Genomic DNA, 19,364 nt, shown 5'->3' with positions numbered 1-19,364 from the left:
GTCGCCCAAAAGTGTGAAGCGGTCTTGGGATAACGACATGCACAAAACAACGACACGACTCTTTACTGAACGAGCAGCAGCGTGCCGTTCTCGACCTGGTATTTGTCGAGCCGGTTGAGGAAGCTCATGCCGATCAGATTGGTGCGCAGCGCCCTGTCGTCGAGCACGATGGTCTGGACGTCGTTGACCGTGATGCTGCCGATCTGCAGGCGGTCGATCATTGCAACGGCCGCCTTGATGGTGCCGTTGGCGGTGCTGACCTCGTGGCTGAAGTCGGAAGCGTTCAGCGACAGGCCGATCTTGCGCGCCGTCGAGGTGTTGATGGCGACCAGCGTGGCGCCGGTGTCGATCATGCCGTCGATCTGACGTCCATTGAGCTTGAATGCCGACGAGAAGTGTCCGCGCTCGTCTGCCGCAACGACCACCTTGCGGCCCATCGGCAGCGACGCCGCCGGCTTGTCGGGCACCGATGCCAGGTTGACGTCCGGTTGGACGTTGACCGCGGGTTTGCTCGGCGCCGCCGATTTCAGCAGGTTTTCGACGAATTGCGGATTCGACTGATACACAATCGGTATCGATGCCGACGTACCGGCGAAAACGCCGAGGATGAGAAGTTTGCGCAGCATGGATCGGCCTTTGTGACAGCCGATCCCTAAGCCTTGATGGTGTTTGCCGCTTTAACGGGCGCCAGAAACCCGCCTTTGCGTAAACAATTGGTAAATTATTTGGTCCCGTACATGCGGTCGCCGGCATCGCCGAGGCCGGGCATGATGTAGCCCTTCTCGTTGAGCTGGCGGTCGATCGAAGCGGTGAACACGGGAACGTCCGGATGCGCCTTGGTGAAACGCTCGATGCCTTCGGGCGCTGCCAGCAGGCAAAGGAAACGGATGTTGGTGGCGCCGCGCTCTTTCAGCTTGTCGATCGCAGCGATCGCCGAATTGGCGGTGGCCAGCATCGGATCGACGACGATCACCAGCCGGTCGGCGAGGTCGCTCGGCGCCTTGAAGAAATATTCGACCGCTTCAAGCGTTTCGTGATCGCGGTAGAGACCGACATGGGCGACGCGGGCCGCCGGCACCAGATCGAGCAGGCCTTCCAGCAAGCCGTTGCCAGCACGCAGCACCGAGGCGAAGACCAGCTTTTTGCCCTCCAGTGTCGGCGCCTCCATGGTTTCCATCGGCGTTTCGATCGTCGTCGTCGTCAGTTCGAGGTTGCGGGTGACCTCGTAGCCGAGCAGCAGCGAGATCTCGCGCAGCAGCCGGCGGAAGCCCGCCGTCGAGGTTTCCTTCTTGCGCATGATGGTCAGCTTGTGCTGGACAAGCGGATGGTCGACGACGGTGACGCCCTGCATGGTGTTCTCCTGATGCTTGCGCCCGAAAGTGCGCGCATGGTCCTTTCGGACGCGCCGCGCTTCAAGCTGCTTGAGCGAACCCTAGCGACAATGCGCCGGCCAAGGAACCGCTTGGCCTGCCCCGACCACAGCTTTGTCGGCAGAAATCAGCGTGCCGCACCGTTCAACCGGGCAAGAAGCGCGGTCTTGGTCTTTTTGTCGACGAAAGCGGCTTCGATAGCGGTGCGGGTAACGGCAGCCAGCGCCTTTTCGTTCATCGAGAAATGCTCGCCGGCGATGTCGTATTCGCGCTTCAGCGAAGTCCAGAAATAGGGCGGGTCGTCGGAATTGAGCGTCACCTTGCAGCCGGCTGCCTGCAGGGCTGGAAACGGATGGTCGGCAAAGCTGTCGAACACCTTGAGCGCGATGTTGGAGCCGGGGCAGCATTCCAGCACGACGCCCTCGTCGGCAATGCGCCGGACAAGGTCCGGGTTTTCGATGGCGCGCACGCCATGGCCGATGCGGGAGGGGCGGATGTGATCGAGTGCCGCCTGGACGGTCTCCCAGCCTGTCAGTTCGCCGGCATGGATGGTGATGCCGAGCCCGGCCTCGCGAGCGATCTCGAAAGCTCTGACATAGTCCTCCATCTCGCCGATCCGCTCATCCCCGGCGACGCCGAAACCGGTGACCAGCGGATGCCCGCAGCGCGCCGCGAAACGCGCCGCCTGCTCGATCGACTCGACGCCGACATGGCGCACGCCGGTTACGATCATGCGGCCCTCGATGCCGGTCTTGGCCTTGGCGCGGGCCATGCCCTCGCCGAGCGCGTCGGTATAGGCCTTGGGCGACAACCCGGCCTTTCTGGCATGGTCCGGCGACGTGAAGACCTCGGAATAGATCGCCCCGTCGCGGGCGAGACTGGTCAGATAATGGTCGGCCAGCCGCGCGTAATCCTCCTCGGTCCGGAACAGGTCGGCGGAAAAATCGTAAGCGGCAAGGAACGATGTGAAATCGTGCCAGACGAAGGAACCGTTCTGGATATAGGGCGAGGTATCCTTGCCGTATTTCTGCGCCTGGCGGATGACGAGTTCGGGCGCCGCTGCCCCTTCAATGTGGCAGTGCAGTTCCGCTTTCAAAGGCATTCAATCATCCCGTCGGTCTGTCCAGGTCTTGAAAACCCGCCACCTGGAAGCGCGGCTGAACACCGCGCCTTAAACAATAGCGCCCGCACCATCGATCGGCTATGGTCCCGCCGGTTTTATGACGGATCAAAAAAATGTCAGTTGAGAGAACCACGGCCGCGGGCGGCATGGAAACCTCCTATGGTTTCAAGCGTGTAGGGGCTGGCGACAAGCAGTCCCTGGTCAACGATGTTTTCCACAAGGTCGCGAACCGCTACGACCTGATGAACGATCTGATGTCGGCTGGCCTGCACCGGCTGTGGAAGGATGCCATGGTGACATGGCTCAACCCGCCGAAACGGGCGGGCTGGAAGGTGCTCGACGTTGCCGGAGGCACCGGCGACATCGCCTTCCGCATCGTCGATGCCAGCCACGGCAACGCCCATGCCACCGTGCTCGACATCAATGGCTCGATGCTGGCCGTCGGCCGCGACCGGGCCGAAAAGAAAGGCCTGTCCGGCAACACCGATTTCGTCGAGGCCAATGCCGAGGAACTGCCCTTCGCTGATGCCACATTCGACGCCTACACCATCGCTTTCGGCATCCGCAACGTGCCGCGCATCGATGTCGCGCTCGCAGAAGCGTTTCGCGTGCTGAAGCCGGGCGGGCGCTTCCTGTGCCTGGAATTTTCCGAAGTCGAGATGCCGCTGCTCGACAAGGCCTACGAGGCCTGGTCGTTCAATGCGATTCCGAAGATCGGCAAGATGGTCACCGGCGACGGTGAGCCCTATTCCTATCTGGTCGAATCGATCGCCAGGTTTCCCAACCAGCAGAATTTCGCGACGATGATTTCCCGCGCCGGCTTCGATCGCGTTTCCTTCCGCAATTATTCCGGCGGTATTGCCGCGCTTCATTCGGGCTGGAAGCTTTGAGGCTGGCTCGCATTTCTCGCACGCGATGTGGTCTGTGCCGGTTCAACGAGCCGGCAGGACGGGCGCGGCCATGAGCACGGTCAGCGCTGGATTTCGGCTCGTAAGGGCCGGCTGGGTGCTGGTTCGCGAGGGCGTCGTCGCCGCCTTGCCGGGCGAGGAGCTGTCAGGCCTGCCGAAGTTCGGCTGGCGGCTGGCACGGCTGTTCACCCGCCGCCGCGCGCTTGCCTATGAGCGCAGCGACCGGCTGGCCAAGGCGGTCGTCCGGCTCGGTCCATCCTACGTCAAGCTCGGCCAGTTCCTGGCGACACGGCCCGACGTCGTCGGCAACGACATGGCGCTCGATCTCGCTATGTTGCAAGACAAGATGCACACCTTCCCCAGGGCTGAAGCCATCGCGGCTATCGAGGCTTCGCTCGGGCGCAAGGTCGCCGATCTCTACGCGCAATTCGGCGATCCGGTCGCAGCCGCTTCCATCGCCCAGGTCCATGCCGCCGACACCATCCATGACGGCGTTGCCACCAAGATGGCGGTCAAGGTGATCCGGCCCGGCGTGCGCCGCCGCTTCTTCCAGGATCTCGAAAGCTATTTCCTCGCCGCCCGCCTGCAGGAAAAATACATCCCGTCGTCACGCCGGCTGCGGCCGGTCGAGGTCACCGAGACGCTGGCACAGACCACCAAGATCGAAATGGATCTGAGGCTCGAGGCGGCCGCCCTTTCGGAACTGGGCGAAAACACCAAGGACGATCCCGGCTTTCGCGTGCCATCCGTCGACTGGGAGCGCACCGGCCGCGACGTGCTGACCATGGAATGGGTCGACGGCGTCAAGATGAACGACATTGCCGGTCTCGAAGCCGCCGGCCACGATCTGAAGGCGATCGCCGCCAACCTCATCCAGTCGTTCCTGCGCCACACGCTGCGCGACGGCTTCTTCCACGCCGACATGCACCCGGGCAACCTCTTCGTCGAGGCAAACGGCACCATCGTCGCCGTCGATCTCGGCATCGCCGGCAGGCTTGGCAAGAAGGAGCGCCGCTTCCTCGCCGAAATCCTCTACGGTTTCATCACGCGCGACTATCTGCGCGTCGCCGAGGTGCATTTCGAGGCCGGCTATGTGCCGCGCCAGCACAATGTCGCGGCCTTCGCGCAGGCGATCCGGGCGATCGGCGAGCCGATCCACGGCCAGCCGGCCGAGACCATTTCGATGGCCAAGCTTTTGACCCTGCTGTTCGAAGTGACCGAACTCTTCGACATGGCGACGCGGCCGGAGCTGATTCTGCTGCAGAAGACCATGGTGGTGGTCGAGGGCGTGGCGCGCACGCTCGACCCGGCTTTCAATATGTGGAAGACCGCCGAACCGGTGGTCGGCGGCTGGATTGCCGGCAACCTTGGTCCACGTGGCATGATGATCGATGCGCGCGACGGCGCCAAGGCGCTGCTGACGCTGGCCCGCCAGGTACCCGAGCTTGCGGCGCGCACCGACCGGCTGTCGCGCGAGATCGACCTGATGGCCGAGCACGGCCTGCGCTTCGACGAGACAACCGCGCGCGCCATCGGCAAGGCCGAGGCGCGCTACAGCCGCTCCGGCCGCCTGGCACTGTGGGTGATCGCGCTGACGCTCGTCTATATCGCCTGGAAGATCATCTAGCGATCTGGAACGGCTTGTCCCAAAGTGATTGCATTGCTATCATTGCATTCGGCAATGTTGAGCAGAGTGCAATCATATGGCCAGCATCACCATTCGCAATCTTGACGACGAGGTCAAGGATCTGCTGCGCCAGCTCGCAGCGGAGAACGACCGCTCGATGGAAGAGCAGGCGCGGGTGATGATCCGTGCTGCCGTCGAAGGCCAGCTTGGTTCGGCCGGCCGCATCGATCAGATCGAACAGACCTTGCGCGAACTGGCGAGCGCACGCGGCCTGGCCCCAGTTGTCGCAGGGAAAATCATGCCGCGCGGCCTCTCCAGCAAGCGCATCCTGCTCATCATCGGCGGCGGCATCGCCGCCTACAAGGCGCTTGATCTGATCCGCCGGCTGCGCGAGCGTGGGGCTGCGGTTCGGGTGGTCATGACATCGGCCGCGCAGGAATTCGTTACCACGCTGTCGGTTGGCGCGCTCTCCGCAGACCATGTCTTTACCGACCTGTTCGACCGCAATGATGAGCACGATGTCGGCCATATTAGGCTGTCGCGCGAGGCCGATCTGCTGGTGGTGGCGCCCGCCACCGCCGACCTGATGGCCAAGCTCGCCAACGGCCACGCCAACGATCTGGCCTCCACCGTGCTTGTCGCCACCGACAAGCCGGTGTTGATGGCGCCGGCCATGAATCCCAGAATGTGGGCGCATCCAGCCACCCGCCGCAACCGCGCGACGCTACAAAAGGACGGCATCGCCTTTGTCGGTCCGGCCAGGGGGGAGATGGCGGAAAGCAATGAGGCGGGCGAAGGCCGCATGGCCGAGCCGCTGGAGATCGTCGCCGCCATCGAGGCGCTGCTCGATGTCGGCCCCAGGCCGCTGTCGGGGCGCAAGATCATCGTCACCTCCGGCCCGACGCATGAGCCGATCGACCCGGTGCGCTACATCGCCAACCGTTCCTCCGGCAAGCAGGGCCATGCCATCGCGGCAGCACTGGCCAGGCTCGGCGCCGATGTGCACCTCGTCTCCGGTCCTGTCGGCATCGCCGATCCCGCCGGGGTGAAGACCATCCATGTCGAACGTGCGCAAGAGATGCGCGATGCGGTGGAACAGCTCCTGCCCGCCGACGCGGCGGTGTTCGTCGCCGCCGTTGCCGACTGGCGTACGGAGAACTCGGCCGATGAGAAGATCAAGAAGGTCGCGGGCGAAGGGCCGCCGGTGCTGCGCATGGTCGAGAATCCCGACATCCTGGCCGGCGTCGGCCATCACAGCCAACGACCCGGGCTGGTTATCGGCTTCGCCGCCGAGACACAGGATCTTTTGCGCAACGCCGAGGCCAAGCTCAAGAAGAAAGGCGCCGATCTCATCGTTGCCAACGACGTGTCGCAGGGAAGCGGCGTCGGTCCTTCCGGCGTGATGGGCGGCGATCGCAATCGGGTGCGGATCGTGTCCAAGGCCGGCGTCGAGGAATGGCCCGAGATGAGCAAGGACGAAGTGGCGGCTCGACTCGCCGCCCTGATCGCCGAAAGGCTTAAAACGATCGTCGTTTGAGCTGAAAGACGTTCTGCCGCCAGGTTCTGCTGCAGCGACGCACTGCCCCGCCGCGAGACGGCATCCAGGCGGCATGCTTTAGGTCCTGCAGCTCTGCATGACCTCTGCGGTCAATTGGTCAAAAGCTCGGCGGTCCGGGCAAGCGCGCCGGCGAAGCCATTGAGCGGAATGGAAAAGCTCACCGCTTGTCCGGTGTCGGCCGCGAAGGCGTCGATCTTCAGGGTGGTGCCTGATTTCAGCAGCGGCGTGACGGTCGCATCGAACGCCACCGGCACCAGACAGCCGACGACCTGGCAGGTGTTGAATGCCAGGCTGCCGTCCAGCTTCTGATCGTCGATGGTCAGGCTGACCCCCTTGGCCAGCGCCAGGCCGAACGGCAGCGCGAGCGTTCCCGTGGCATCGTCGCCGGTCTTGCTCGACAGCTCGATCGCCAGCAGGCACTGATTGCTTTGCTTGTTGAATTGCTGATGCGACAGGCTGCAGGTCTTGGTCGTGCCCGATATCTGGCAATTGACCGGCCAGTCGCCATGGGTTTCGGACAGTGCCGACGCGCCTCCAGGCAGCTGCGGCGCATCGGCGGCGGACGGCGCCGCGACCACCTTGTCGCCCTTGGTTTGCGCCGCCACGGCCGGCACACCGACGACGCAGGCAACGCCCATCATCGCCTAGAGATATGCGTACTTCCTCATGAAGACCCATCCCAACCCGGCTCCGCCTCGAGCCAGCTGGAAACTGACCTCGAGAGATGCGCTGATGGCGTTCTGTTTAACCGTTTCGCCGAAGGCGCCATTGTACCTGACGGACATGCCGACGCCATTGACGCCATTCCGCTCAAGGCCGGCGCCGACCCGATAGAGCGGCGAATCGACGGCCTCCGTCAAGTGCAATGCGGGTTGCCCGGCAGATTCTCCGCCGCTGCGAAGCGACCTTCGGCGGTCGACAAGCCGATTTCGTTTCGATCGACGCTGGATATGGCACAGCCGGACAGACACCCTATATTAAGGCGAGGATTTCTTTCACCCGGGAATGAGCGGATGTCGGCGCTTCAACCATCAACGATCTTCACATCGGCAATGCTGGCCACGGCAATGCTGGTGGGGGCTTGCCTGCCCGCTTCCGCGCAGGCCCTCGATTCCGCCACCGGCAACAACGCACTGATCCGGCAGAACGACCTGCAAATCCTGCAAAACAGGGTACAGCGGCAGCAATACCAGCAGCAACAGCAGCAGTACCGTGCCCAGGACCGCCAGATCATCCGGCAAGCGCCGCCGGTCGTGCAGCAACTCAAGCCAAGCTGCCAGACGCAGATAATCGGCACCACCGCCGTGAGCAATTGCCGCTGACATCCAGGCTTTTTTCATTTATTTAGCCGACTTATGTATTCGGAGTGCCCTTCGGCGCACGCGAAAGTTTTGGTTTTGCAACGATGCCTTGTCGCGCTATGCGGCATTGCATCGACTGGATTCACGAATGGCAGCCACGAAGAAAAAGGCCGTACGCAAGGCAAAGAAGGGCGAGAGGATCCGTCAGGTGGCGGCTATTCCGTTTCGGCTGAACGCGCGCGGCGATATCGAGGTGATGCTGGTTACCTCGCGAACCACCAGACGCTTCATCGTCCCCAAGGGCTGGCCGATGAAAGGCAAGAGCGGACGCAAGGCGGCCACCATCGAGGCGCAGGAGGAAGCCGGCGTGCTCGGCAAGACGCTGAAGCAGCCGGCCGGCACCTATTCCTACTGGAAGCGGCTGGCCAACCGCTTTGTCCGCGTCGACGTCATCGTCTATCTGCTTGAGGTGAGCGAGGAACTGACCGACTGGCAGGAAGCCAAACGCCGCCAGCGGGCCTGGCTGGCGCCGGCCGACGCGGCCATGCTCATCGATGAACCCGACCTCTCGACGTTGGTGGAGACGCTGAAGCTTCCTCAGCCTGTGCCGGTCGGCCAGGCCTAAAGCCTCACTCGCCGGTGTCATCCCCTTCGGGAAACGGGCGTACCGGCGTGCCGGTATAGGCCCACAGCCATTCGCGCGGCAGCGGCCCCTTGTTGCGCTCGCTCTGCTGCGACTGCTCCCAGGCATGCGCCAGGATGCCGACCGAGCGTGACAGCACGAAAAGCCCGCGCGTCAGCGGCGGCGGAAAGCCGAGTTCGCCATAGATGACGGCGGTGGCGCCATCGATGTTGAGCGGTATCTTTTTCCCTTTGCGCCGCGCGACCTCCGCCTCGATCGCCTCGGCAATGTCGGCAAAACGTCCATTGACGACACCGCGCGCGGCAAATTCGCGGGTCAGTTCCAGAAGCCGCGGCGCGCGCGGGTCGACGGGATGGAAGCGGTGTCCGAGCCCCGGCACATAGCCCTTATCCTCGGCGAAGAACCGGTCGAGCCGTGCCAAGACGGCCTCCTTCAGCGTCGCACCGCCATCGAGCGCCACGGCAATGTCACCGTAGAAGGAAAGCGCCTGTTCACCTGCGCCGCCATGCACGTCGCCGAGAACGTTGATGGCCGAGGCCATGGCGCTGTTGATGCCGACGCCGCAGGTTGCCGCCATGCGCGCGATGGCGATCGATGGCGCCTGCGGCCCGTGGTCTACCGCAGCACCCAAGGCAATGCCGAGCAGCGCCGCCTGGTCTTCGCTGGGCAGTTCGCCACGCAGCATCAGCCAGATCATCGCTGGGAAGCTGACGCGGCCGATCAGATCCTGGATCTCGTAGCCGCGAAGCCGGATGACGCCCGGCCGCATCTCGATGATATCGGTCTGCCACCATTCCTCGCCGCGCTCGCGGCCAGTCTTCTTCTCCGTGCCGCTCATGCCCGTGCCTTTGCCTTGGCGCGGGATGGCAGGTCCGCGAACACCTCGCCCATATGCTCGCCGAGCGCCGGCGGCGGCTTCGTCGGCAAGGGTGCAACGCCATCGACCATGAAGCCGCCGCGCAGAACGGTCAGCGGCTTGTCCATGCCAGCCACATCATCAAAATTGGTGGTCACCTGGCGTTCGAGGACTTGCGGCTCGGCCAGCACTTGCGGGATCGTCAGCACCCTGCCGGCGGGCACACCGGCACGATTGAGCGTCTCTTCCCAGTCTGCCGCCGGGGCGCTCGCCAGGGCGTCCTCGATCTCGGCTTTAAGCGCCGCACGGTTGTGCTTGCGCGTCTCGCGCTCGGCAAAGCGGGCATCCCCGGCCAGCTCCGGCCGGCCGATCAGCCGGCACAGCGTCACGAACTGCTCCTGCTTGTTGGCGGCGATGTTGATGAGCCCATCGCCGGTGCGAAACGCGCCAGAGGGTGCAGCGGTCATGTTCTCATTGCCCATTGGCTGCGGATCGACACCTGCGGTCAGATAGTTGGAGACCGGCCAGCCAAGCGCGGAAAGCGTGCATTCGAGCATCGAGACGTCGAGAAAGGCACCCTCGCCGCTCGTCTTCTGCCGCACCAGCGCCGAGGCGATGGCGAACGCGCCGACCAGTCCGCCAAGCGTGTCGGCGACGGGATAGCCGACACGCAGCGGCGCCGTCTCCGGCGTACCGGTTATGCTCATGATCCCCGACAGGCCCTGGATGATCTGGTCATAGGCGGGATTGTCGCGCATTGGCCCGGTCTGGCCGAAACCCGATATCGCGCAATAGACGAGGCCGGGACGGACAGCCTTCAGCGCCTCGTAGCCAAGCTCGAGCCGATCCATCACGCCCGGGCGGAAATTCTCCACCAGTGCGTCGGCGCTGGCGACCAGATCGAGGAAACGCTCGCGATCGGCTTGCTTCTTGAGGTCCAGCACCACCGATCGTTTGCCGGCGTTCTGCGCCAGGAACGAGGCGCCCATGCCGGCGCTGTTGAGCTCTGGCGAACCGCCGAGCTGGCGCGCCAGGTCGCCGCCTTGCGGCACTTCGACCTTGATCACGTCAGCGCCGAGCAGCGCCAGCTGATACGCGCAATAGGGGCCGGCCAGGACGTTGGTGAGGTCGAGGACGCGGATACCGGAAAGCAGTTCTGTCATGGCATCAAGGATCGATCAGGCATCGCCAGGCACATGCTCCGGTCCGCGCCGACGCCGATGCTCGATGAAGGCCCAGATATGCGGGCCGGCGAGACCGATGAAGGCGAGCGTCAGCAGCGTCAGCGACAGCTTGTGGGTGTAAAACACTGACCAGTCGCCATTCGAGATGGTCATCGCCCGGCGAAACTGGGTTTCGGCGAGTGGCCCCAGGATCATGCCGATGATGACGGGCGCGGTCGGGAAATCGAAACGCCGCATCAGGAAGCCGGCCGCCCCCAGCAGATAGAGGATGACGAGGTCGATGGGCGATTGCGAAATGCCATAGGTGCCGACCGTGGCGAACACCAGGATGCCGGCATAGAGCTGCGGCGCCGGGATTTTCAGCAGCCGCACCCACAGCCCGATCAGTGGCAGGTTGAGGATGACGAGGATGACGTTGGCTATGAACAGGCTGGCGATCAGCCCCCAGACGAGGTCGCCCTGGGTCGTCAGAAGCAGCGGCCCGGGATTGATGCCGTAGCTCTGGAATGCCGACAGCATGATCGCCGCCGTCGCCGAGGTCGGCAGGCCAAGCGTCAGCATCGGCACCAGCACGCCGGCCGCGGACGCGTTGTTGGCAGCCTCGGGGCCGGCAACGCCTTCGATGGCGCCGACCGTGCCGAACTCCTCCTTGTGCTTCGACAGCTTCTTTTCGATGGCGTAGGACAGGAAGGTCGGGATTTCGGCGCCGCCGGCCGGCATGGCGCCGATCGGGAAGCCGATTGCAGCGCCGCGCAGCCAGGGTTTCCACGACCGCCCCCATTCGACTTTTGTCATGTAGAGCGAGCCCTTCAGCGGCACGATCTCGTCCTTGCCGGCATAGCGGCGCGAAGCCATGTAGAGCGTCTCGCCGACGGCAAACAGGCCGACCGCGGCGATGATGACGTCGACGCCGTCGAGCAGTTCGCTCATGCCGAAGGTGAAGCGCGGCTGCCCCGTCTGGAGGTCGACGCCGATCATGCCGATGACGAAGCCGGCGAACAGGCTGGTCAGGCCGCGCACGGACGAGGAGCCGAGCACCGCCGAAACCGTGATGAAGGCGAGCACCATCAGCGAGAAATATTCGGCCGGACCGAAGGCCAACGCGAATTTGACCACCACCGGCGCCAGGAAGGCGACGCCCATCGTGCCGATCGTGCCGGCAACGAACGAGCCGATCGCCGAGGTGGCGAGTGCCGCACCGCCGCGGCCGGACCGAGCCATCCTGTTGCCTTCCAGCGCGGTGACGATGGTGGCGCTTTCGCCGGGCGTGTTGAGCAGGATCGACGTCGTCGAGCCGCCATACATGGCGCCGTAATAGATGCCGGCGAACAGGATGAAGGACGCTTCCGGTGCCACCTGGTAGGTGATCGGCAAAAGCAGCGCGATGGTCAGCGCCGGTCCGAGACCGGGCAGCACGCCGATGGCGGTGCCAAGCGTGGTGCCGAGCAGGCACCACAGAAGATTGACCGGGGTAAAGGCGACCGAGAAGCCGTGAGCGAGATGTCCGAGCGTTTCCATGGCTTCAGCCCCTCAACATGCCGATGAACGCGTCGATGACCGTGTTCAGCTGGTTCTCGATGAAGCCGGCGCCAATGTTGACGCCGAGCGCCCTGGCGAAGCCGAAATAGGCGGCCAGCGCCAGGATCAGGCCGAGCACTGCGTCGCGCAGCGTGCGCTTGCTGCCAAAGCCGTAGCAGACGAGAACGAACATGATGATAGATGCCGCCGTGAAGCCGAGCGGCTGGATGAGCAGCAGATTGGCCAGCAGGCCGATGACGACGAAACCCATCGCCTTCCAGTCTGTCGGCGTTTCCTTTTCCTCCTCCGGCTGCCAGCCGCCGCGAAGTGCGGCGAGGATAAGCAACAGCGAAAGCACCACCAGACCGACCATGGTGAGGTAGGGAAAGACGGTCGGGCCGACCTTCGAGTAGAGCGGCGACACCGGGATCGCCAGCGTCTGCCAGGCGACCGCGCCCGCGCAGGCCAGGAGCCCGACGCCGATCAACAATTCCGGCACGGCAAGGCGCGGCGGCGCCGCCTGCTGGTCGCTGGTGCTCATGATTGTCCTCCAGGGATAGCTGGCCCAATATGGTTGGCGAAGATGCCCGGCATCGCACCGCCGGTCCTTACCGCAGGTTCATGCCGGCTTTGCAGTCCATGCGAGAAGGGGCGCGTGCCGCCCCTTCAGGGGAGATCAGGCGAGCCCGAGGTCTTTCAGGATAGCCTCGATACGCGCCGAATCCTCGGTGACGAACTTCGCATAATCGTCGCCGGTGAGAAGGATAGGCGTCCAGTTGCGGTTCTTGCATTCGGTCGCCCACGCATCGCTCTTGGCCATGGTCTCGACCAGCGTGATCATCGCTGCCTTGTCGGCATCGGAAACGCCGGGTGGTGCGAAGACGCCGCGCCAGTTGAACAACTCCACATCGATGCCGGCTTCCTTCAGCGTCGGCGCGTCGATGCCGTCCTGGCGCTTGTCGGCCGAGATGGCGAGCAGCCTGAGCGCACCCGCCTTGACCTGCTCTGAGAACTCGCCAAAGCCGGAGATGCCGGCCGCGACCTGGTTGCCGAGCAGCGCCGACAACGCCTCGCCGCCGCCAGCGAACGGCACATAGGACAGGTTTGTCGCCGGAACGCCAACCGTCTTGGCAATCAAGCCGAACAGGATGTGGTCGGAACCGCCGGCGGAGCCGCCAGCGACAGGAACCTTTGTCGGATCGGCCTTGAGTGCGGCGACGAAATCGGCGGCCGTCTTGAACGGCGACTCCGCCGGCACCACCAAAGCCTCGAACTCGCCGGTGAGACGAGCGATCGGGGTGACTTGCGTCAGATTGTTGGCAGCCTTGTTGGCGATGATGGCGCCAACCATGACCATGCCGGCAACCATCAGCGAATTGCCCTTGCCGTTCCACTGGCTGATGAATTGCGGCAGCCCGACCGTGCCGCCGGCGCCGCCGACATTGGTGATCTGCGAGCCGGAGATGAGCTTCTCGCTGCGCAGCACCTGGTCCATCGTACGCCCTGTCTGGTCCCAGCCGCCGCCCGGTGCCGCCGGTACGAAAATCTGGATCTGCGGTGCACCCTCGGCGAAAGCGGGGGTGAGATGAAGTCCTGCAAGGCCGGCAGCGCTCGCGGCCGCCGTGTTCATCAAAAATCTGCGTCTGTTCAGCATGGGATTCCTCCAGATCACGACACCTCCTCCGGTGCCTGCCAAACGCGCCTGCATTCACAGACCCGTGATCGAGTTCAAGCAGATGTTACCGAGTTCTGTCAACGGGAACGATATTCTGCTGGACAGAACGATCCAGTGGCGCGACAGAGTGACCCCGCTCGGGCTTCTCCGGACTGGAACCGCAATGGACTTACCAAGCAGACCGACTGATGCGGAAAACCGGCGTGCGTCCGCCGAAGGTGTTGCGGCACTTGATCGGGCGATCGCCATCCTCGATGCCTTCACCACCGCCGACCGCTCGCTCAGCTTGGCCGAAATCGCGGCGCGCACAGGCCTCTACAAGAGCACCATCCTGCGGCTGGCGAATTCCCTGCTGCGCGGACGATTGCTCGAGCGCCTCGACGATGGGCGCTACCGCGTCGGACCTGCCACGTTTCGGCTCGGTGCGCTCTACCAGCGTTCGGTGGTGGCGATCGATATCCTGTTGCCGATCATGCGCGACCTTTCCGAACGAAGCTGGGAAAGCGTTGCCTTCTATGTTCGCTCGGGCGACGTCCGCACCTGTCTCTACCGCGTCGAATCCAAGCACGCGATCCGCTATACGATACGCGAAGGCGACGTGTTGCCTTTGCTGGTCGGCTCGGGTGGTCGCGTGCTTGCGGCGTTTTCCGGCCAGCAGGGCGAACCCTACGAGACCATCCGCAAGACCTGCACCTGTCTCGCCATCGGCGACCGCGATCCCGACACGGCGGGCGTGTCGGCACCGGTGTTCGGGCCAGGGCACGCCCTGCTCGGCGCCCTGACGCTGGCCGGCCCCAGCACGCGCGTCGACGCGGCGTTTCTCCAGCGCATGAGGCGTCCGCTGCTCGAGGCGGCTGCCCGCGCCACCCGCGCCTTCGGCGAGGACGCCTCCATGCTTGATCAGGCGAGCCTCGCGGCGGATGCATAGCGCCGATTGGCTTGGCTGACCACGCAAACTTTGAATACAATCCGATTCAACCTGAAGCAATTTCATGAAAAACCGTAATATTCGGTCGCCTGCAGCAAGAATAGACCTTGCAAATAGTTGAAGTCTTTATTCGCTGTCAAGCCCCCCATGATAACCGGATTGTTGTCGCCAGCTGAGCGACATGAGGGACAAACACAGTCTCAACCGACGGATGAAACCGTCGGACAGACACGCTGACAGGGATCATGGCAAGTCCATGGAAATTCGATGAAGCTGTCATCGATGGACGCAAGCCCCCGTCTCCTCGGGCTCGTCTGGCCGTTCATCGCCGTCGTTCTTGCTCAGGCGCTGGTTGCCAGCCTCAGCCTCTACACGCTGTCGGCGGTTCGCGCCTATGTCGGCGGCGAGAGCCAGTGGTCCAAGGGACAGAAGCACGCCATCTATTTTCTCAGCCTCTATGCCGGCACCGGCAGCGAGGAATTCTTCAGCGAGTACCGTGGAGCGATCGCCGTTCCGCTGGCCGATCGTTCGGCACGCCTAGCGCTTGAGCAGCCCGAGCCCGACACCAACGCGGCGCGCACCGGCTTCCTGCAGGGCAGAAACCACCCCGACGACGTGACCGGGATGATCTGGCTGTTCCAGAATTTCCGCGGCTTCAGCTATCTTGATGCCGCCATCCGGCACTGGACGGCTGCCGACACCATGATCCTCGCCATCCAGCAACTTGGCGACGCCATGCACGAGACGCTCGGCAAGGGTCCGGTATCGACGGCTGAGATCAGCGCCTGGAAGGCGGAGATCCACCGGCTCGATCATCAGATCACCCCACTTTCCAAGGCCTTCTCGGACAGCCTCGGCGAGGGATCGCGCTTCATCAAGATGCTGCTCACCTTTGCCAATCTCGTCACCGCCGCTTTGCTGATCCTGCTTGCCGTGTGGCGGACGCGCAAACTCCTGGCGCAGCGCCAGGCCTTCCAGTTGGCGCTGAACGCCGAGCGTGAGCGCGCGCAAATCACCCTGGCTTCGATCGGGCAGGCCGTGATCAGCACCGGCGCCGACGGGCGGCTGGACTACATGAACGCCGTCGCCGAAAGATTGCTGGCATGTCCGCTCAGTGCCGCCCGAGGCAAGCCGATCGAGTCGCTGTTTCGCCTTGTGGACAAGGATACCAGCGTCGAGGATGTCAGGCTGATCGAGCGCCTGCTGGCCGGGGGACCCCGCCGTTCCAGCGCGCGTCCGCAATTGCTGCAGCGGCCGGACGGATCGGTTGTTCCCGTCGCGTTGACCAGTGCGCCGCTGCTCGTTTCCGGCCACGTCGTCGGCGCGGTGCTCGCCTTCCACGACATGACGCGCGAAGAGGACTACATCGAACGGCTCTCATGGCAGGCATCGCATGATGCGTTGACCGGACTGGCCAACCGACGCGACTTCGAAAGCCGGCTGGAAAGAACGATCGCGGACTTGGCGGACCGGCCCCGCCAGCACGCGCTGATGTATCTCGACCTCGACCAGTTCAAGCTGGTCAACGATACCTGCGGCCATGCTGCCGGCGACCAGCTGCTGCGCCGGATTTCGGCGCGGCTGACCAACGAATTGCGGCCAGGCGATGTGCTGGCCCGGTTGGGCGGCGACGAGTTCGGCGTGCTGCTCGTCGATTGCGATGCCGACAGTGCGGCCGACATCGCCGAACGGCTGCGCGCAGCCGTGCAAGACCTGCATTTCGCCTGGGACGGCAGGCCCTTCAACACCAGCGTCAGCATCGGCATGGTGCAGATCGCCGATGCGCGAGTGACGATCGAGGAAACGCTCAGGGCCGCCGACGTCGCCTGCTACATGGCTAAGGAAAAGGGCCGCAACCGCGTCCAGATCCACAGCGATGGCGACATGGCCCTGCAGGAGCGCTTCGGCGAGATGGCCTGGGTACAGCGCCTGCACGCCGCCCTGGAAGAAAACCGCTTCAGGCTTCATGCCCAAGAAATCTGGCCGCTCGACGATGACGCCGCCGAAGCAGGTGTACATGTCGAGATCCTGTTGCGGCTGACCAGTGAAGACGGCAGCTTCGTCACCCCGCAAAGCTTCATTCCCGCGGCCGAGCGCTATGGCCTGATGCCATCGATCGACCGCTGGGTGGTCCGCAACACGTTCGCCATCCTGGCCGCGCGGCAGGCCGATCCGCGCACGGCTCCGATCTCCACCTGCGCCATCAATCTTTCCGGAGCGACTTTTGGTGACGAGACATTCCTCGGCTTCCTGCGCGAACAGTTCCTCGTCCATGGCATTTCGCCTGCCATGATCTGCCTGGAGATCACCGAAACCAGCGCCATTGCCAATCTCAACAATGCCATGCGCTTCATCGCTGATCTGCGCGGCTTGGGCTGCCGCTTCGCGCTCGACGATTTCGGCTCGGGCATGTCGTCCTTCGCCTATCTGAAGCACCTGCCCGTCGACTACCTCAAGATCGACGGTAGCTTCGTCAAGGACATGCTGGAAGACCGCATCGACCACGCCATGGTCGAGATGATCCATCACATCGGCAAGGTCATGGGCAAGCGAACCATCGCCGAGTTCGTCGAAAGCAACGGCATCATTGCGGCGCTGAAAAAGATCGGCGTCGACTATGCCCAGGGCTATGCGATCGCCAGGCCTCAGCCGTTTGACGCTTCAACGGCATTGCTCTGCAAAAGCGTCGCGCCGGCCGCAGAGATCGTCACCGATCCATGGGTCGATCTGGCGCAAAAGCTGCGCCGCAAGGCCAGCTAGAATGCGTCCTCGTTCGGAAGACTCGCTTCAGTTCAACTTGACCAGAACCACACGGCGGTTCTTGGCGCGGCCCGCGTCATCATCATTGCTGGCGACAGGCGCCATCATGCCGGCGCCAGCAGCGGTCAGCCGCGCCCCGTCGATGCCGTATTTCGACACAAGTGCCGCCTTGACCGCTTGCGCCCGTCGCGACGACAGGTCGAGATTGTAGTCGAAGGCGCCTTGATTGTCGGTGTGGCCGACGACGATCACGGCCATATCAGGGTCGTTGGCCAGCAGCGTCGAAATTTCCTTCAGCGTTGGTTCCGACTCCGGCTTGATGTCGGCCTTGTCGGTGTCGAAGAAGATGCCGTAGAGCGAAATGCTGCCGGTGGCGGAGAGTGAATCCGCCATCTTGGCCGCCTCGACCACCACCATCTTCTTGTCGCGCGCCTTGGGTTCCAGCACCTGGACGATGGCAACGGTGCGGCCGTTGAGCTCCTTGCAGTAGAGATCGTCGGTCATCGAATAGGTCTGCACGGTCACATAGGCGTCGCCGCCGTCCTGCGGCACCTTGGCCGAGAAATAGCGCTGGTCGTTGATGCCGGAGGTCAGTGCGCAGGCGCCATTGGAGAATGCCGCGTCCTTCAGATCGCTCTCATGGAAGGAATACATCGTCAGGCTCATGTCGCCGCCCCCGCCGCTCGACGAGCGGTCAGCGGCGCCACCGCATTCCTCCTTCTTGCATTCGAACAGGATTTCGCCGCCGGCCGCCGCGATCACATCCTGATAGTTGCGCAGCACTTCGAGCGGCGAACGCTCGGCCGGCAGCACATAGGCGATGCGGGTCAAAGCGCCCTCGACCTCGGCCTTCTTGTCGGGTGCGAAGACACGATTGTTCATCGCATCGCGCGCGTCGGGGTCCGCGCTCGGCTTCAGCGGCGACAGCGGCACGCTGAAATCCGTGAAGGCCAGTTTCTCATAGGAGACGATGAACGAGCCTTCGTAGCGCTTGGCGAGATGGTTGTCGGCGGCGCCCTCGATATCGGCGGTCGGCGCCGTCGCGTCGGCTGCCGCCAGCCGTCCGGCCAGCATGAGCACCAGCACCGCCCAGAAAAACGTTAGAGCTGTCGTCTTGAATGCACGCATCGATCGTCCCCCCTTCGCATTATACTCGATGCTAACAGAGCGGGTATGTCCAGTCGATGACGCCGCCTGGAGCATGATGCCGAAAAGTGTGAAGCGGTTTTTCGGACGACATCATGCTCTATCCCTTTGATTAGAGCCGGCTCTAGGGTCACCGCGCCAGCAGGATGGTCGGGGCGTCGTGATAGGTGGTCTGCACCACTTCCCGGAAACCGCACTTCGCCGCGACCCTCAGCGAAGCGACGTTTTCCGGATCGATGATGCAGACGGTCTTCTCCCGCCCGAACGTCTCTTCGCCCCATGCGAGCACGCGGCCAACAACCTCGGTGGCGAAGCCCGCCCCGTGCACGGCCGGAACCAGCGCCCAGCCGGCTTCGGGAATGCCCTCGATCGACGGCTCCATATCGCGCTTGAGATCGTGAAAACCGGCCTCGCCGATGAAACGGCCCGTCGCCTTCTCCTCGATCGCCCAGAAACCGTAGCCGAGCAGCGACCACAGGCCGGCGTGACGCAGGAAGCGCATCCAGCTCTCTTCGCGCGTGCGCGGCTTGCCGCCGATGAAACGGGTGACGACGGGATCGGTCCACATCGCGGCATAGGCCTCGAAATCGCCAAGCTGGTGTGCCCGCAGGATGGTTCGCTTCGTCTCGATGACAGGAGCACTGGTCGCTGGTGAATTGTTCATGGGATCTGCCCTCGCACGGATTGTCAGCGCTTAGCAAATCGCCGGTCTGGTGCAAGGGCCAGGGCAATGCGGCCCATCATCCAGGCTCCACTATGGGAATCTT

Annotated in this window: 18 protein-coding genes; 7 read left to right on the top strand and 11 right to left on the bottom strand. The window is 63.7% G+C overall.

The features are described from left to right. Positions 1–62: 62 nt before the first annotated feature. From C8D77_RS01755 to C8D77_RS01745, 3 genes are all read right to left on the bottom strand, one after another. Positions 63–626 (bottom strand): TIGR02281 family clan AA aspartic protease, encoded by a 564-nt coding sequence (locus C8D77_RS01755; protein WP_109658875.1) that lies wholly within the window; start codon positions 624–626, stop codon positions 63–65. Between the two features lie 95 nt (positions 627–721). Beyond that, the gene (upp, locus tag C8D77_RS01750; protein ID WP_023671129.1) at positions 722–1,351 is read right to left on the bottom strand and encodes a uracil phosphoribosyltransferase; all 630 of its coding nucleotides are present in this window, start codon (positions 1,349–1,351) and stop codon (positions 722–724) included. A gap of 146 nt (positions 1,352–1,497) precedes the next feature. After that, positions 1,498–2,472, bottom strand: a complete 975-nt coding sequence (locus C8D77_RS01745; protein ID WP_109658874.1) for an adenosine deaminase — start codon at positions 2,470–2,472, stop codon at positions 1,498–1,500. Positions 2,473–2,606: 134 nt separating this feature from the next. On the opposite strand from C8D77_RS01745, the gene ubiE reads away from it, so the two are divergent. The 3 genes from ubiE to coaBC all read left to right on the top strand — a co-directional run bounded on the left by ubiE (position 2,607) and on the right by coaBC (position 6,565). Then, positions 2,607–3,383 carry a bifunctional demethylmenaquinone methyltransferase/2-methoxy-6-polyprenyl-1,4-benzoquinol methylase UbiE gene (gene ubiE, locus C8D77_RS01740; RefSeq protein ID WP_109658873.1) on the top strand — a complete coding sequence of 259 codons (777 nt, stop codon included), beginning with the start codon at positions 2,607–2,609 and terminating at the stop codon, positions 3,381–3,383. 70 nt (positions 3,384–3,453) lie between these two features. Further along, positions 3,454–5,028 (top strand): 2-polyprenylphenol 6-hydroxylase, encoded by a 1,575-nt coding sequence (gene ubiB / locus C8D77_RS01735; RefSeq protein ID WP_109658872.1) that lies wholly within the window; start codon positions 3,454–3,456, stop codon positions 5,026–5,028. Positions 5,029–5,104: 76 nt separating this feature from the next. After that, positions 5,105–6,565, top strand: coding sequence for a bifunctional phosphopantothenoylcysteine decarboxylase/phosphopantothenate--cysteine ligase CoaBC (coaBC, locus tag C8D77_RS01730; protein WP_206534543.1), 1,461 nt, complete (start codon positions 5,105–5,107; stop codon positions 6,563–6,565). 110 nt (positions 6,566–6,675) lie between these two features. Here coaBC and C8D77_RS01725 read toward each other — a convergent pair whose 3' ends face one another. Further along, positions 6,676–7,227 carry an invasion associated locus B family protein gene (locus tag C8D77_RS01725; protein ID WP_109658871.1) on the bottom strand — a complete coding sequence of 184 codons (552 nt, stop codon included), beginning with the start codon at positions 7,225–7,227 and terminating at the stop codon, positions 6,676–6,678. 372 nt (positions 7,228–7,599) lie between these two features. Here C8D77_RS01725 and C8D77_RS01715 point away from each other — a divergent pair, with 372 nt between their 5' ends. Beyond that, complete coding sequence (locus C8D77_RS01715) at positions 7,600–7,908, top strand: hypothetical protein (RefSeq protein ID WP_109658869.1); 309 nt, start codon at positions 7,600–7,602, stop codon at positions 7,906–7,908. A 127-nt stretch (positions 7,909–8,035) separates the two neighbouring features. Further along, a complete protein-coding gene (locus C8D77_RS01710; RefSeq protein WP_109658868.1) occupies positions 8,036–8,512 on the top strand; it encodes an NUDIX hydrolase in 477 nt (158 codons plus the stop codon). Between the two features lie 4 nt (positions 8,513–8,516). Here the strand turns inward: C8D77_RS01710 and C8D77_RS01705 are convergent, their stop codons facing one another. From C8D77_RS01705 to C8D77_RS01685, 5 genes are all read right to left on the bottom strand, one after another. Further along, entirely contained in the window at positions 8,517–9,368 is an 852-nt protein-coding gene (locus C8D77_RS01705; RefSeq protein ID WP_109658867.1) for a citryl-CoA lyase, read from the bottom strand. Further along, on the bottom strand, positions 9,365–10,549 hold the full coding sequence (locus C8D77_RS01700; RefSeq protein WP_109658866.1) for a CaiB/BaiF CoA transferase family protein: 1,185 nt from the start codon (positions 10,547–10,549) through the stop codon (positions 9,365–9,367). The genes C8D77_RS01705 and C8D77_RS01700 overlap by 4 nt, the downstream gene beginning before the upstream one ends. Before the next feature lie 15 nt (positions 10,550–10,564). Beyond that, the gene (locus C8D77_RS01695; RefSeq protein WP_109658865.1) at positions 10,565–12,088 is read right to left on the bottom strand and encodes a tripartite tricarboxylate transporter permease; all 1,524 of its coding nucleotides are present in this window, start codon (positions 12,086–12,088) and stop codon (positions 10,565–10,567) included. A 4-nt stretch (positions 12,089–12,092) separates the two neighbouring features. Beyond that, positions 12,093–12,629: a tripartite tricarboxylate transporter TctB family protein gene (locus C8D77_RS01690; protein ID WP_109658864.1), complete on the bottom strand. Its 537-nt coding sequence runs from the start codon at positions 12,627–12,629 to the stop codon at positions 12,093–12,095. Between the two features lie 135 nt (positions 12,630–12,764). Next, positions 12,765–13,742: a Bug family tripartite tricarboxylate transporter substrate binding protein gene (locus tag C8D77_RS01685; RefSeq protein WP_109658863.1), complete on the bottom strand. Its 978-nt coding sequence runs from the start codon at positions 13,740–13,742 to the stop codon at positions 12,765–12,767. Between the two features lie 184 nt (positions 13,743–13,926). On the opposite strand from C8D77_RS01685, the gene C8D77_RS01680 reads away from it, so the two are divergent. Together C8D77_RS01680 and C8D77_RS01675 are read left to right on the top strand one after the other, a co-directional pair. Next, positions 13,927–14,691, top strand: a complete 765-nt coding sequence (locus C8D77_RS01680) for an IclR family transcriptional regulator (protein ID WP_109658862.1) — start codon at positions 13,927–13,929, stop codon at positions 14,689–14,691. 267 nt (positions 14,692–14,958) lie between these two features. Next, a complete protein-coding gene (locus C8D77_RS01675; protein ID WP_109658861.1) occupies positions 14,959–17,451 on the top strand; it encodes an EAL domain-containing protein in 2,493 nt (830 codons plus the stop codon). 27 nt (positions 17,452–17,478) lie between these two features. Here C8D77_RS01675 and C8D77_RS01670 read toward each other — a convergent pair whose 3' ends face one another. After that, entirely contained in the window at positions 17,479–18,579 is a 1,101-nt protein-coding gene (locus C8D77_RS01670) for an OmpA family protein (protein ID WP_109658860.1), read from the bottom strand. 148 nt (positions 18,580–18,727) lie between these two features. After that, on the bottom strand, positions 18,728–19,261 hold the full coding sequence (locus C8D77_RS01665) for a GNAT family N-acetyltransferase (RefSeq protein ID WP_109658859.1): 534 nt from the start codon (positions 19,259–19,261) through the stop codon (positions 18,728–18,730). Positions 19,262–19,364 lie beyond the last annotated feature (103 nt).

The organism is Mesorhizobium loti, from assembly GCF_003148495.1.
GTDB classification, from domain to species: domain Bacteria; phylum Pseudomonadota; class Alphaproteobacteria; order Rhizobiales; family Rhizobiaceae; genus Mesorhizobium; species Mesorhizobium loti.
Note: the sequence above shows the minus strand (reverse complement) of the source record. Positions and strands in the feature narration are given on the sequence as shown.